Annotated in this window: 16 protein-coding genes; 5 read left to right on the top strand and 11 right to left on the bottom strand. The window is 36.3% G+C overall.

The genetic code is table 11. The annotated features are described in order from the left end of the window. Positions 1-184 precede the first annotated feature (184 nt). The gene (locus RUH74_RS05895; protein ID WP_313799337.1) at positions 185-358 is read left to right on the top strand and encodes a hypothetical protein; all 174 of its coding nucleotides are present in this window, start codon (positions 185-187) and stop codon (positions 356-358) included. Positions 359-363: 5 nt separating this feature from the next. On the opposite strand, the gene RUH74_RS05890 is transcribed toward RUH74_RS05895, so the two are convergent. From RUH74_RS05890 to RUH74_RS05880, 3 genes are all read right to left on the bottom strand, one after another. After that, positions 364-1,626: a glycosyl hydrolase family 18 protein gene (locus RUH74_RS05890; protein ID WP_313799336.1), complete on the bottom strand. Its 1,263-nt coding sequence runs from the start codon at positions 1,624-1,626 to the stop codon at positions 364-366. A gap of 123 nt (positions 1,627-1,749) precedes the next feature. Continuing rightward, on the bottom strand, positions 1,750-2,328 hold the full coding sequence (locus tag RUH74_RS05885; RefSeq protein WP_313799384.1) for a TerD family protein: 579 nt from the start codon (positions 2,326-2,328) through the stop codon (positions 1,750-1,752). Positions 2,329-2,424: 96 nt separating this feature from the next. Beyond that, complete coding sequence (locus tag RUH74_RS05880) at positions 2,425-3,006, bottom strand: TerD family protein (RefSeq protein ID WP_313799383.1); 582 nt, start codon at positions 3,004-3,006, stop codon at positions 2,425-2,427. A gap of 324 nt (positions 3,007-3,330) precedes the next feature. On the opposite strand from RUH74_RS05880, the gene RUH74_RS05875 reads away from it, so the two are divergent. Then, complete coding sequence (locus RUH74_RS05875) at positions 3,331-4,104, top strand: hypothetical protein (RefSeq protein WP_313799335.1); 774 nt, start codon at positions 3,331-3,333, stop codon at positions 4,102-4,104. Between the two features lie 44 nt (positions 4,105-4,148). Here the strand turns inward: RUH74_RS05875 and RUH74_RS05870 are convergent, their stop codons facing one another. After that, entirely contained in the window at positions 4,149-6,308 is a 2,160-nt protein-coding gene (locus RUH74_RS05870) for a PAS domain S-box protein (protein WP_313799334.1), read from the bottom strand. Between the two features lie 255 nt (positions 6,309-6,563). Between RUH74_RS05870 and yhfH the strand changes: the two genes are divergently transcribed. Next, positions 6,564-6,698 (top strand): protein YhfH, encoded by a 135-nt coding sequence (gene yhfH / locus RUH74_RS05865; protein ID WP_313799333.1) that lies wholly within the window; start codon positions 6,564-6,566, stop codon positions 6,696-6,698. Between the two features lie 120 nt (positions 6,699-6,818). Further along, positions 6,819-6,998 carry a hypothetical protein gene (locus tag RUH74_RS05860; protein ID WP_313799389.1) on the top strand — a complete coding sequence of 60 codons (180 nt, stop codon included), beginning with the start codon at positions 6,819-6,821 and terminating at the stop codon, positions 6,996-6,998. A gap of 51 nt (positions 6,999-7,049) precedes the next feature. On the opposite strand, the gene RUH74_RS05855 is transcribed toward RUH74_RS05860, so the two are convergent. Continuing rightward, positions 7,050-7,292, bottom strand: coding sequence for a cold-inducible protein YdjO-related protein (locus RUH74_RS05855; protein ID WP_313799332.1), 243 nt, complete (start codon positions 7,290-7,292; stop codon positions 7,050-7,052). 104 nt (positions 7,293-7,396) lie between these two features. Between RUH74_RS05855 and RUH74_RS05850 the strand changes: the two genes are divergently transcribed. Then, complete coding sequence (locus RUH74_RS05850; protein WP_313799331.1) at positions 7,397-7,540, top strand: hypothetical protein; 144 nt, start codon at positions 7,397-7,399, stop codon at positions 7,538-7,540. Between the two features lie 50 nt (positions 7,541-7,590). Here the strand turns inward: RUH74_RS05850 and RUH74_RS05845 are convergent, their stop codons facing one another. The 6 genes from RUH74_RS05845 to napA all read right to left on the bottom strand — a co-directional run bounded on the left by RUH74_RS05845 (position 7,591) and on the right by napA (position 13,849). Beyond that, positions 7,591-8,778, bottom strand: a complete 1,188-nt coding sequence (locus RUH74_RS05845; RefSeq protein WP_313799330.1) for an MFS transporter — start codon at positions 8,776-8,778, stop codon at positions 7,591-7,593. Positions 8,779-9,078: 300 nt separating this feature from the next. Then, positions 9,079-9,972 (bottom strand): NapH/MauN family ferredoxin-type protein, encoded by an 894-nt coding sequence (locus RUH74_RS05840; RefSeq protein WP_313799329.1) that lies wholly within the window; start codon positions 9,970-9,972, stop codon positions 9,079-9,081. Between the two features lie 11 nt (positions 9,973-9,983). Next, positions 9,984-10,541 (bottom strand): 4Fe-4S dicluster domain-containing protein, encoded by a 558-nt coding sequence (locus RUH74_RS05835; protein ID WP_313799328.1) that lies wholly within the window; start codon positions 10,539-10,541, stop codon positions 9,984-9,986. Further along, positions 10,538-10,801, bottom strand: a complete 264-nt coding sequence (locus tag RUH74_RS05830) for a chaperone NapD (protein ID WP_313799327.1) — start codon at positions 10,799-10,801, stop codon at positions 10,538-10,540. Before RUH74_RS05830 ends, RUH74_RS05835 begins: the two co-directional genes overlap by 4 nt. Before the next feature lie 73 nt (positions 10,802-10,874). Next, positions 10,875-11,291: a nitrate reductase cytochrome c-type subunit gene (locus RUH74_RS05825; protein WP_313799326.1), complete on the bottom strand. Its 417-nt coding sequence runs from the start codon at positions 11,289-11,291 to the stop codon at positions 10,875-10,877. Positions 11,292-11,308: 17 nt separating this feature from the next. Continuing rightward, positions 11,309-13,849, bottom strand: a complete 2,541-nt coding sequence (napA, locus tag RUH74_RS05820; RefSeq protein WP_313799325.1) for a nitrate reductase catalytic subunit NapA — start codon at positions 13,847-13,849, stop codon at positions 11,309-11,311. Between the last annotated feature and the right edge of the window lie 32 nt (positions 13,850-13,881).

Here is a 13,881-nt window from a genome sequence, read left to right as displayed (position 1 = left end):
TATTTATTATATATGTTATAGTAAAGATGCGATGAGCTAATTGCATAAGTCGATGGACAGTCCTTCAAAGGAAATGCACGAATGTGGCGTGCAGTTCATCGCCGCGATACGTAAAAAGACGCCTTATTGGCGTCTTTTTTTATACCCTGATGTTCTTAAGATAAATTAGAAAGAAGGAATGACAATGAAACGTACGAATAAATTTGAAACGGATGAAGTTGTTATTTTAATTTCAACAGGAGAAAAAGTCACAATAAATAAGTCTAGCTATATTCCAAATATGAAAAGATATTCTTATACTATTAAAGAAAATCCGAGTATGTTTTATTTTGAAGATGAATTAGCAACAATTGATTAAAAAAGCTACTCGATTAGAAAGTTTTGATTCATATATGCCCAGTTTTGTGGGAATGAAAGGCTTAATTGCCAATAAGTTGTTCCTAATAGGCCGTATTGATCAATAAGCTTGTATTTTTCTTGAAAACTTCGAATATCATCAAACCAGACGAAATGTTCCACTTCTCCAACCCAATAAGTAAATGATGGTGCTGCAGCAGGGAGATTATAATAGATGGCTGCTCCAGTTGAAATCGCTAAATTTTGCGCTCCCAATAGGGAATGGGCACTCGTTTTGTTATCGGAAACCCTCCAATCGTAGCCATACAAGGGAAGGGCGATTTGCAGCTTTTGGGGATTAATTAAACTCGTTGCGTAACGGATAACCTGTTCCATCCACCATAAAGGTGAAACAGGATTGGGTGGTCCAGTTGGATAACCATAATCGATCGTCATCACTGCAACAATATCTGATGCATTCCCAATAGCTTCATAGTCATATGCTCCAACAATCCGATTCGTGGGAATGTCTTCTGTTTTTGCATGAACATTTACGTGTAGAATGAGAGAGCCTAATGCTTTTTTCATTTCGATTAAGAACAGATTAAAATCCTGTCTTCTTGACGGAGGGATAAATTCAAAGTCAATGCTTACTCCCCCATACCCTTTCTCCAAAATAAAATTCATTACACTATTAATTAAATTTTGCCGATAACTTGGGTTTTCAAGTACTCGACCAATAAGCCCCGGACTAAATTCGTCATTAACAAAATTTCTAATCATTAAAAGTGGGACGACATTTAATCTTTTGCTTTCAGTAATAAGTTCTGTATCATTCAAGAGAATATATGCATACCCTTCATTTGTTAATGAATAGGAAACAATTGATAAATAAGTAAGATTATTAGCTATTTGATTATAAAAAGGAAGGAAGGTTTTTGGAGAATATGGAACAATAAAACCGAGTGTTTCCATGATTAATTTAAGTGGCGATGGGATATTTATTTTTTGGCCAATTCTGAGCTGATATGGATTAATTCCTGGATTTGCCGTAAGAATCAATTGAATCGATGTTTGGAACTTGTTCGCCAATCGACTAATGGTGTCTCCTGGTGAGATAATCTGGGACCTTACAGGTAAACTGTTATTAGGGATATAAAGTGCTAAACCAGGTATAATTGTTCCATTTTGATTCAACTGATTGGTTTCTATAATTGATGAGATGGGTACCTGATAGCTCTGTGCGATTGACCATATGGATTCACCACTTTTCACGACATGAACTGTCATGCTCTCACACCTCTTTTTTACACTCTTTTTAAAAGTTTATGGCATACCTCCCCGCATATAGTACAATAAACAATGAATAAAGCCCTTTCAAAAAATATTTGAAAAGGCTTTACGCTCGCATAATTACACTTGCAGTCCATAATTTCGGCAAAGGGATGCAAGACCACCTGAAAACCCACTGCCAATAGCATTGAATTTCCAATCACTCCCATGCCGGTATAATTCACAGACAACAACCGCTGTTTCGATTGAGAAATCTTCTCCTAAATCAAAACGCAATAATTCTTGATTATTCGAATCATCTACTAACCGTACGAAAGCATTTGATACTTGACCAAAGTTTTGCATCCGCTGTTCTGCGTCATGAATCGTAACTGTAATCCCAATACGATGAATATTTGCAGGGATTTTTGTGAAATCAACGATAAGCTGTTCGTCATCGCCATCCCCTTCTCCTGTACGATTATCACCTGTATGAATAACAGATCCGCTTGGATGCTGTAAATTATTATAAAAAACAAAATCGAGATCATTTTGACATTTATTATTTGCATCGACTAAAAAAGCAGAAGCGTCTAAGTCAAAATCATGACCTCCCTGATACTTATTTGTATCCCAGCCAAGTCCGATAATTGCTTTTGTTAAACCAGGATTTGTTTTTGTTAGGTCAATTCGCTGTCCTTTAGATAATTGAATTCCCATCATAAACCCTCCCTAAAAATCTAGTTTAAAGAATGAGCCAGATAGAGTCATGTCTACCTGGCTTTTTCAATTTGTATAATAACATTAGTTAGGAAATTACCCCACCTGTAAACCAAAGTCTGTTGCAATGCGAGCTAAGCCGCCTTGGTAGCCTGATCCAACTGCTGAGAATTTCCATTCGCCAGAGTGTCGATATAATTCTCCGACAATTACTGCTGTTTCAATAGAGAAATCTTCACCAAGGTCATAGCGAATAACTTCCCCGTTTGTTTCTTCATTTACAATTCGGACAAATGCATTTGATACTTGTCCAAAGTTTTGTCCACGGCTTTCCGCATCATGAATAGTAATGACGAATGAAATTTTTTCAATATTAGCTGGAACAGCACTTAAGTTCACTTTCACTTGCTCATCATCGCCGTCCCCTTCGCCAGTACGGTTATCACCAGTATGTATAACAGAACCATTGCCGCCTTCAAGCTGATTATAGAAAATAAAATCTTTATCAGAAGCGCATTTGCCGTTAGAATCCAGCAGGAATACACTTGCATCTAAGTCAAAATCTTGGCCTCCATCATATTTATTTGTATCCCAGCCAAGACCTACAATCACTTTTGAAAGTCCAGGATTTGTTTTTGTTAAATCAACTTTTTGTCCCTTTGATAATGAAATAGCCATAATCGCGTTCATCCTCCCAATAATTAATTTACAAAAAACAGAAATGAAAAGAAATCTTTGCATCTACTAGTGTAACCGTTTTAATCTAATTACGTAAAACATTTACACCTATTTTCCCTTCTTTACAAATCTATTCTACTAAAGTTAGACTTTACTGGCTACAATAATATATCAAAATTTTACCATAGTCGTAAAATAAATGGGTTTCTCCCACCATGCATTTTAGTAAGCTGCCCAATTTTGCAACCATTTCTTGTCTCTAGACATAACATAAAAAAAGTACTGCTTTATTTGGGATGAGAAGGAAGGAGTGAATGAAAGGAAATGTTTTCTAATCGTGATATTGAACCAAAGCTATTTCAGAGGAAAGAAATAAATAAAACATCCAATCAAGAAACATTTCGCTATAATTATCTACAAACTATTCTTGAGCAGCAACAGAAAGTGAATCGTCGATTATCAGAAGCTTACGGAAATTTGGATAGCCGGATCGAACATTCGATTAAAGATGTTCATCATCAAATCGTAATCTCCACTGCTAACCAAAACGAATATTTCAATATACTTATTAATAAATTAAAAAATCAGGATGGGCTTATTAACCAATTATTAATGTCTATTGATCAGAAGGAGGACGAAAATAGGCTGTTACTTAAGCGCCTCGACCAACTTGAAAACAGAAACGAACACATCGTTGAATTAATTGAACGAGAAAATCTAATCAATCAAGCAATCTTGGATCAAGCATCATTGCAGAATTATTCAACAGAATTACTTACAAGTAAAATAGCTAATTATGAATCCTTATCTACGAAGATGTCGGAACAATTAGAGAAACAAGAGGAACGAAATGAAGAGATTACAAAGAAGCTCGAAGTTCAGGAAGTCTATCATTCAACAGTGATGGAACGATTAGAAGTGCAAGAGGCATTATCTCAGAAAATCATTCGGCAGCTTGAAAATCTCCGTACAGTTGTTTATGAACGCGCTTCCTTTATCAGTCAAAAGTTTGAAGATAATTTCAAGAAAATCGTGAAACCAGCTCACAGTTTTTTTGTTCATCACAATGACAAAGAAGATAGACATTCAAAAGAATAATAAACCAAAAGGAAGGAACTCTCCTTCTTTTTGGTTTATTTAGATTAGGTCGTCTTGGCGGGTAATTTAATTGTAAATGTTGTGCCTTTATTGAGCTCACTTTCAACATCAACCTTACCGTTATGACTTTCAATAATATGAAAGCTTACCATCAACCCAAGTCCATTTCCTTTCTTTTTGGTTGTGAAGAATGGTTCACCAATTTTTTCTAATTTATTTTTTGGAATTCCACTCCCCGTATCCTGTATGGACACATGTACGTTGTGACCAACCGTTCTTACACGTATTCTGATTTCTCCTCCATTATTTATCGCATCAATCCCATTTTTTATAAAATTAATGAGAACCTGCTTCAAGCGGTTTTCATCACAATCAACAATTACATTCTCTTGGTTAAATTCGAAGTAAATATGAATATTCTTCTTTCTTGCTTCAAACTCAAATAATGAAATAACTGTTTTAATAATAGGAATGATGTTTTTTTCCTCTAGTACGACCGCTTTTGGTTTTGCAAGCATCATAAAATCTTCGACAATATTATTTACCCGATCGATTTCATCAAGGATGATCTCTAAATATTCTTGCCTTTCTTTATTGGTTTCATCTAATTGCAGGAACTCAGTGTATCCCCTCATTGAAGTTAATGGATTGCGGATTTCGTGTGCAACACCAGCAGCAAGTTGGCCGACCGTAGCTAGCTTGTCCTGACGGTGCATGATTTCCTCGTTTTTCTTTCTTTCAGTAATATCATTGCGAATAGCTAAATACTGATAAGGTTTCCCGTTATCTTTTAGAAACGGGACAATCGTTGTATCCACCCAATACAGTGTTCCATCCTTCGCTTTATTTTGAATTTCACCCTTCCATACGTTTCCCTGTCCGATTGTCTTCCATAGTTGTTGAAAAAACTCTTTCGAATGGTACATGGAATTTAGCAAAGAATGTGTCTGACCGATAATTTCCTCTCTGCTATACTTCGAAATTTCACAAAAACGATCATTCACATTCGTAATGATTCCTTTTTCATCGGTAAAGGCAACGATGGAGGATTGATCTAGGGCAAATTTTATATCGCTTACTTCTTTTAATGTTTCCTTTAGATGCTTTTCGGTTGTTTTCAAAGCAGTAATATCTGACCGAATCGAAACGAATTGATAAGGGATTCCCTCCCTATTAAGAAATGGTACAATCGTAGTTTCTACCCAATATAGTTTCCCTTCCTTCGAGCGATTACATATTTCACCTCTCCAAATTTCCCCTGATGTAACGGTATCCCATAGATCTTTGAAAAACTGATCAGAATGAACGCCAGAATTTAATAGATTATGAGTTTTACCCAACACCTCATACTTTTCATATTTTGAGATTTCAACAAATTTATCATTCACATATGTTATTTTCCCCTCTGGATCTGTGATGGTAACAATGGATGATACATCGAGTGCTGACTTAATATCGCTTAAATTAGTGTTACTTACAGCAAGCATCTTTCCAGTAATTGTTCTTGATCCAATTAATCCACTTAAGATGAGAATCGAAACAAAAAAGACAAGATAAATCAGGTAGGTTTCAGGGTTAGACGTTTGCTGAGCAGTCCCTGAAGCTTTGAGCGAAGAAGATGCACGGAGCAACAGTAAATACCCTTCAATAATTGCTGCAGTAATAACTAGTGAACTTATAGGCATAATCCATATTTCATTAAAACGTGAAAGACCTTTTGAATAAAATAACATCCAATACGAAAATACAAATGAGCAAAAGATGAGAAGTGTTGATACAGAAAATAGAACAGGATTATAATGGATATTCATTTTCATTGCATACATGCCGGTTATATGTATCGATAAAACAGCAATCGTCATAAAAAAGCTGCCTAATAATAAGTGGCGAAATTTAAGTTTCATATCGATAACACAATAAAATGACATGCCAGTAAATGCAATGCCAAAAACAAGTGATAATACAGTTAACGGGATATGATAGGTTGCTGAACCATTCATATTTATGGCAACCATTCCAATGAAATTCATAATCCAAATTCCTACTCCAAGTGAAAAGGTCCCCCCTAAAAATAGAAACCCTTTATTACTTTCTGTTGAACGTGTAAGAGAAAATAAATCTAAACCTGTATAGGATGCGATAAATGTAAGAACCATCGCAACAAAAATTAGCATTGGATTAAACAATTGTAAAATGTCTAGCATAAATGTTTAAAAAGCCCCCTTTATTTAAGGCATAAAAATTAATCACAAGTATGATTGTAATCCAAATAACCATTGGTTGGAAGTGAAAATCAGAAATACGTTTATTTATCTTATTATCAGGAATTTTCTAAGTAGTAAATTAATTACCGAAAATCCATTTAGTTTTAGTACACATTTTATTCATTCTAGTGTATACTGTACTATAACAATTATATATTTAATATTCTGTATTATATAAGAAGGAGGAAAATTTAAATGATTAACTTGACAAATGAACTATTAAAAGGCGTGCAAGGAAAGGTATGTCCCGAATGTGGTCAAATGGTTCAAGACCATGTAGAAACATATTTATTGGAATGTGATCGGTGCTTATCAAAAAAAGCGGAATAACAGCTTTAAAACAGTTAGATATATTAGTCCCTCTTAAATGGAGGGATTTTCTTTTTTTTAGATGCATAAGGCGTCGCATTAATTGTCATGTTATTGATAAGGATGAAAGGAGAACTAAAATTGATGAAGCAAAAAAGTTCAAACGAAGGGATCAATGATTATAGGATTATGAGCAAGGATGAGAAGTACCCGAATCAAAACAATGATAGAGGGGATTCATTAAACGAACACCACTCAATTGAAACTGCCAATATTCTTATTGGAGAAAATGAAATTGGCCAGCAAAATGAAAACTTGTAAAAGTAAAAGACTGTTGTGTTCTTACTCTTCAACAGTCTTTTCTTAAAATGTTTATTCAATTTGTGGGAGTTCACGCATTTCAGCATTTGTATCATTCCCGCATAAAGGGCATTTTAAGTCATCTGAAGCAAATTCTTTTCTCATCCAGCCATTGCATTCATCATGACTGCATGAGTATATTTCAGTATCTAACATGATTACTTCTGGCTTGTCATCTTGATTTTTTCGATTGAAAAATATAGCATTCGCCCCCTTTTTGTCAAATACAAGCACTATAGCATTATTCAGGAACATGGTTCCTTAGGCACTTACTCATTTCTTACTTAGTATGTTCATGTTAAGGAAGAATTAACCTTCAAAAAGTTTAGTGAAACGAATAGGGAATGGAGCGTTTAACAATGATAGAGAATAAAAATACCAAAAAATACACAGTTGTAGGGACTGATATTGAAGAGGTTAAACGGCTTAATCGCGATTCAGGTTTATCATACAATGAAGTTAAAAAACTTTTGGCAAATAGATTGGACAATAGAAGTAAATAAGTTTGATAAATAATAAAATAAAAGCTCTCTTATTATAGAGAGCTTAAAGATTAAGGATTCATATTACTAGTGGCATGTATTTTTGAGCTAACTTTCTCTTCTTTAATCAACCATAGACTTAAAATAATTCCGATAACCGCAAGGATAGAAAAAAATAAGTAAACGGAAAAAATAGAAGATTCTTCAAAGATGATCCCACCGACAAAGGTACAGAACCAGTTTCCTAAGCCGTTTCCAATCGCAGAGTATAGTGTAATCGCAGTAGCGGTAATATGTACGGGTGTGATATCTCGAATATACTGTAGGCCTGCAGGTATAAATAATCCGATCGAGAATCCTTGTAAAATAGAGGTAGCATAAATAATCCAAAGGTCAGGTTCGGCAAAATAAAGAAGCCATCTTCCTAATGAAACAACCCCAGCAATAGTCGCAACCTGCAGCAAACCGATTCGATTAATCCAGCTTGCCGCTACCTTCATAAACGGCACTTCAGATAAAACGGCGAGTAAAAAAGCAATGCCTATCCCAGTATATGTTCCTCCGCTTCCGTCAATAAATAGACCAAAATATGTATTATTAGCAAGGTTAGGACCAAATACTAAAAAAGTAATTCCAAGAAAAACAAGGAATTTTTTATTGAAAAGAATCTCCCTCACGCCTCCAAGGAGCTTTTGTTTTTTTGAACTTTTTTCATATGGCATTCGAACAGCAAAAAAGCTTGCTGCTAATAAAGAAAAGAAAAATGAATAAAAAATAATTTCTTGATTAAGTTCAGATAATCTCCCCATAACAAATACTGCGATGCCAAATCCAAGGGATCCAAACAATCGGATATTTCCATAGTTTACCTTGACCTTACTCGTATATGTTAACGATAAGCTATCAGATACGGGGATGATGGCGCTTTGGAAAATAGCTACTAATGTTGCTATTATAAACACCAACAAATAGCCATTAAAAGCGATATATCCTAGCCCAAATATTCCTGCAATTAATGTTGTTGCTGTAAGAATTTTGACATGTGCGTTTAATTTATCAGAAACCATCCCCCAAATAGGCTGAAAAAAAATCATGACAATCGGGCTTATCGACATAATTGTCCCAATTTGATATCCGTTTAAATGTTCAACATCACTTAAATACACACTTAATAAAGGATATAAGCTTCCAGTTCCAAAAAAAGTAAGTAAATAGAAGGCCTGCATGGTCCATATATTTCTCTTTATTTCTTTTGTCATTTTTCATCCTCACAGATTTTTTAGTTTTAAGTTTAAACAAAATAAAAAAAATTCCTAGTCATTAGAAGATTGCAGAATATATTGTATCACTTTTCAAGCGGCTAATCTTACCTAACTTTCATTTACAGCAAAATAATTAGGAATTAGTCCCCTACTCGTGTTATAGTTGCATTATTTTAAGTGCAGCGATTGCAGGAATATTTTAGTTAAGCAAAAAAGCATGCTGGTCAATTGGATCAGCATGCTTTCCTTTATTCATTATAAGCAATAAAATTTTTGGGGTTTCCAAGTAGAAAACGCTCACGAATTCATATTATACCATTTAGCTATTCTGTCCCTTTCCTTCCTTTCGTCTTCGAACAGCAAATCTTCTTTATAACGAGACATTGGAAGCTGTGCCGTAACTTTTAATGCATCAAATGGACAATGGTCAACACAAGCTCCACATAGGCTACAGTCCCCTGACACAACAAATTTACTCTCCCTGAAAATACCGGGCTCTAATATAACTGGATCTGCAAAACAGACAGAACGGCATTTATCACAACCGACACATGCACCATGGTCGAATTTCACATTGAAAATACCTGCTTTTCCGAACGATTGATAAAATCCCCCTAATGGACAGAAATATCGGCACCAGCCACGTTTAGAAATCAGCAGTTCAAATATAATAATGGCTGCTATGATCCAAATTCCCATTCCGAAAGAAAATAAGGCATTCCGCATTGTAAACCCTATAGGAGAAAATAATTCAAAAACTGGAACACCTACAAGAAATGATAATAGTAAAACGGCAAGTGCCAAATATTTTTTTGTATGCCGATTGTAAATTTTATCTGATACTTTCATAAATCTTCTTAGTTTTTCAGTAAACTCCAATAAGGTATTAACGGGACAGACCCAGCTGCAAAATGCTCTGCCTCTAACTATTAAATAAAACATAAAAATAATTAGAGCTCCTGACAAATAAACAAAATGGATCTTCTTCGAAGCCATCATCACTTGCAATGCAGCAAAGGGATCTGACAGTACTATCCCTACTATTGTCGAAGAACTAAGGGAACCAAAGAAAAAATTATCACCCTCTACTGCAACAAAAAAAAGGGGGGAGCAAAAAAGGGCAATAACAAGGAATTGGATCATTCTTCTGGCAATTGTCCATTTTTTTATTGAAAATATCTTATTTCTCATCCTGCTCATTCCTAACCTAATGTTTGAATGTATATGCCTTTTCGTTCAGAAATGCAGTTTGCTACACAAATTCCACATCCTGTACAGGCTGTATTTATCACCTTTGGTATCCCATTCATTGATTTTAGTGCTCCTTCAACAGGGCAGGAACGGACACAATAATCGCACATTACATCTTGAAATGCCAGGCAGTGATCGGTTAGAAATACTGCCTTTCCAATCGACGGCTCTTCAAGTAAACCTATTTTGCTTAAAGCATTTGTTGGGCATACCTCTACACATTCCATGCAAAATGTACATGGGTTCTCATTAGGGTTTAAATAAGGAGTATTTACCAGTTTAGCCCCATCAGATAAAGTAAATAGATTAATGATACCCTCTGGGCAGTTATCTCTACATTTCCCGCATCTCATACAGGATGTTAGAAACTCAAGTTCATTTAGGGCACCAGGTGGTCTGAAAAAATCTCTATCCTGATCTAATTGTGTACCTAGAAAATTACCTAAAAATCCAACAGTAGCATCCAAATTAATGGATAAGAATTCCCTTCTGTTTATTCTTTCACTCATCTGTCAACATCTGCATTTTGATAAGCAGGTTCCTCTTCAAAATTACTGTAGGCTAAACAAATGGTAAGAATGCCATCAATGGGTTTGAAGGTTTCAGCAATTTCATAGCTCCTATTAATGGATTCAGCTTCAATCGTAAGAATAATTTTATAATCATCCTCTATATGATGGACTTCAACCCCATTTATTTCAGCGAGTATTTCAGCTGCTTTATAGGCTTGGCCTGGAATCGTTTCTATATAAATACCTGATATTACCATAAAATCCCCGGCTTTCCTGTAATTTTTATCTATTCTTAAAGCATTAGTACAAGAATTATTTGCTTAGGTTGATCTATTTTTCATCTTCATTAAATGCAGTTTTGCTGTCATTTTGTGTGGCATGGCACTGCTGACAATTATCTCTAAAGATGGTTCCCTTTGTGTCTTCATTATAATAGTGATTTGCTGGTGGAGTCGGAGCCCCAGTTTCTGGGACTGCATGACAGGTCATACAGCTTTCATGATGAATTTCAGGATTCCATCGATCGATATGATCCGCAGGCTGCATAGGTGGAGCACCTAAGAGAACCATCGTTGCTGAGGCTTCCCTCCCTTCCTCTTCTAATTGAGGAACGGAGACCGTTTCATCAATCTGTGGGGTTTGATCATCTGTCTCTGCTGATTGTTTTGAAGATAATTTTGTTGCTCCAATTGCGATCGAAACGATTAACATAAATGCGACAACAAATAATATTTCTCTGCTTCTCATGTAATTCCCCCCAATCCTTATGCCTTAACAATTTTAACTGCACATTTTTTATAGTCTGGCTGTTTTGAAATCGGACAGTAACAATCCAGAGTGACAAGATTTATTAATGTTTCCTCAGCAAAGAATGGTACGTAAATGAGTCCCTTCGGGGGATTTCCTCTTCCTTTCGTAGTGGCTTTTACTTGGACTTCACCGCGTCTTGATACCACTTTGATTAAATCTCCGTTTTGAATACCTAATGCTTCGGCATCTTCTGGATGGATTTCACAGAAAGCCTCCGGTACCGCCCGATGGAGTTCTGGTACACGCCGAGTCATCGAACCACTATGCCAGTGTTCAAGGACACGTCCTGTACATAACCAGAATGGGTACTCAGCATCTGGTATTTCTGCAGCATCTTCGAATGGACGGAAAATAACACTTGGTCGATGGTCATCTGATTTATAAAAGTCAATATCTTTATATTTACCTACCGTTCCAAATTCCTCTACTCCGTATTGGTCATAGCCTTCTTCTTGTTTTCCGTGAACATACCGCCAGTTTGTTTCTACCCATTTGCCATTTACCTCACGGACTGGCCAGCAAATTCCATGCTGTTTGAAATATTCCTCGTAAGGAGCCATTTGCTTTGCCTTCAATTTAAGCTTTTTGCCAAGCTCCTGAATTTCTTTGTTTTTACTTTCATGCGGGTTTGTAAAGGAGCGATATTCTGCCCATAGACGGCTATTCACCTCATGACCATCTTCAAGCAGGTCATCTTTATCATAATCCCATATATTTCCGAAAAGGACATCGAAAGCTGGCTTGTTACCAATCATTTTGCCATCAAGAACACGTTTGGCTACTTGAACAAGTGTCCATATATCCCATTTTGCTTCTCCAGGTGGCTCTGTGCATTTCTCAAAAACAGAAGTACGTCTTTCTGCATTGCCAAATTGCCCTTCCCTTTCTACCCACATCGCAGCTGGGAATACAACGTCTGCTAGTTCTGTCGATCTAGTAGGATATACTTCCGAAACAACGATAAATCCATCAAGCACACCCTTGCCGTCCGGATCATTCCCGCGGAATCGGTTGAGTTTAGGCATTGTTTGCCCCCAGTTATTTGACATACTCCAGAGGAATTTGACATTCCCTTTTCCTAATTCCCTAAACATTTTAACTGTGTGGAACCCTGGTTTTTCAATCGGGTCAAGGTAGCCAGCAGGCAGGTTCCAAATCAATTCTGTATATTTTCTATGCTCTGGGTTATTCACAACCATATCAGAAGGAAGTCTATGGGAGAATACACCAACTTCTCTTGCAGTTCCACATGCACTAGGCTGGCCAGTTAGTGAAAACGGTCCATTGCCAGGCTTGCTGATTTTTCCGGTTAACAAATGAATATTATAGACAAGATTATTTATCCAAGTACCTCGTGTATGTTGATTCATGCCCATTGTCCATAATGACATGATCTTTTTCTCAGGATCTGCAAACTCTTTTGCCAAAGCTTCTATATCATTAACTGGAACACCAGATAGTTCAGCTGCTTTTTCGAGAGTATATTCACTAACCCTTTGTTTAAACTCTTCGAAGGTTATGTCCCAAACTTTATCCGCATCCTTTCCATCTGTAACATCATAGTCATCTTTAAAAGAGTGTCCAAGATTTTCAGTTCCAGCTTTAAACTTAAGATGTTCATCTATAAACTTTTGGTCATACATATTATTTTGAATGAGGTAATTGGCAATCGCATTGGCAATTGCTAAGTCTGTTTGCGGTCTAAAAATCATTACAGTATCAGCTGTCTCTGAAGTTCTTGAATGCCTTGTAGTGAGATCATAATGTTTGACGTCTGGATTGGATAGTTTCCTTGCCGTTAGTCTGGAATATAAAACAGGATGCATTTCAGCCATATTGGCCCCCCATGTAACAAAAACATCGGCTTCATCTAAATCTTTATAGGAGCCCATTGGTTCATCAGATTGGAACGTAGACATAAACCCAGTAACTGCACTGGCCATACAAAGTCTCGCATTAGGATCAATATTATTATTTAATAATCCTGCTTTCCAAAGTTTAACAGATACATAGCCATCCATAATTGTCTGCTGACCGGAGCCCCAGAATGCAATCGAATTTGGATCTTTTTCATAATTTTCCTTTAACTTCTTGGCAACCAGATCAAGCGCTTCTTCCCATGATGCTTCTCTAAAGCCTTCCATTGTCCCTTTTTTCGTTTTGTCTTCACGAATTAAAGGTTTTGTAAGGCGATCCTTGCCGAACAAGATTTTTCCTACATAAAAACCTTTAATACAGTTAAGGCCTCTGCTTGAACGGTTGTCTGGATCACCCTTTGTTGCTACAACTTTTCCATCCTTTATTCCTACCAGTACACCACATCCTGTACCGCAGAATCGGCAGACAGTCGACTTCCATTCATCAGGCTCTGTTGACTCTCCAGCGATTGCTACTTCTGTTCCTGCTGGTTTTGCCTCCTTCTTTTTACAGCCAGCAACTGCCATTGTCATGGAAATTGCAGTTGCTTTAAGTAAGGTTCTTCTAGTTAATTCCATAGCTTACTTTCCTCCCTTTTAAATGAAGAGAC

The organism is Cytobacillus sp. (assembly GCF_032154635.1).
GTDB lineage: Bacteria > Bacillota > Bacilli > Bacillales > Cytobacillaceae > Cytobacillus.
The sequence above is the reverse complement of the archived record's forward strand: the minus strand, read 5'-3'. Positions and strand labels throughout refer to the sequence as shown.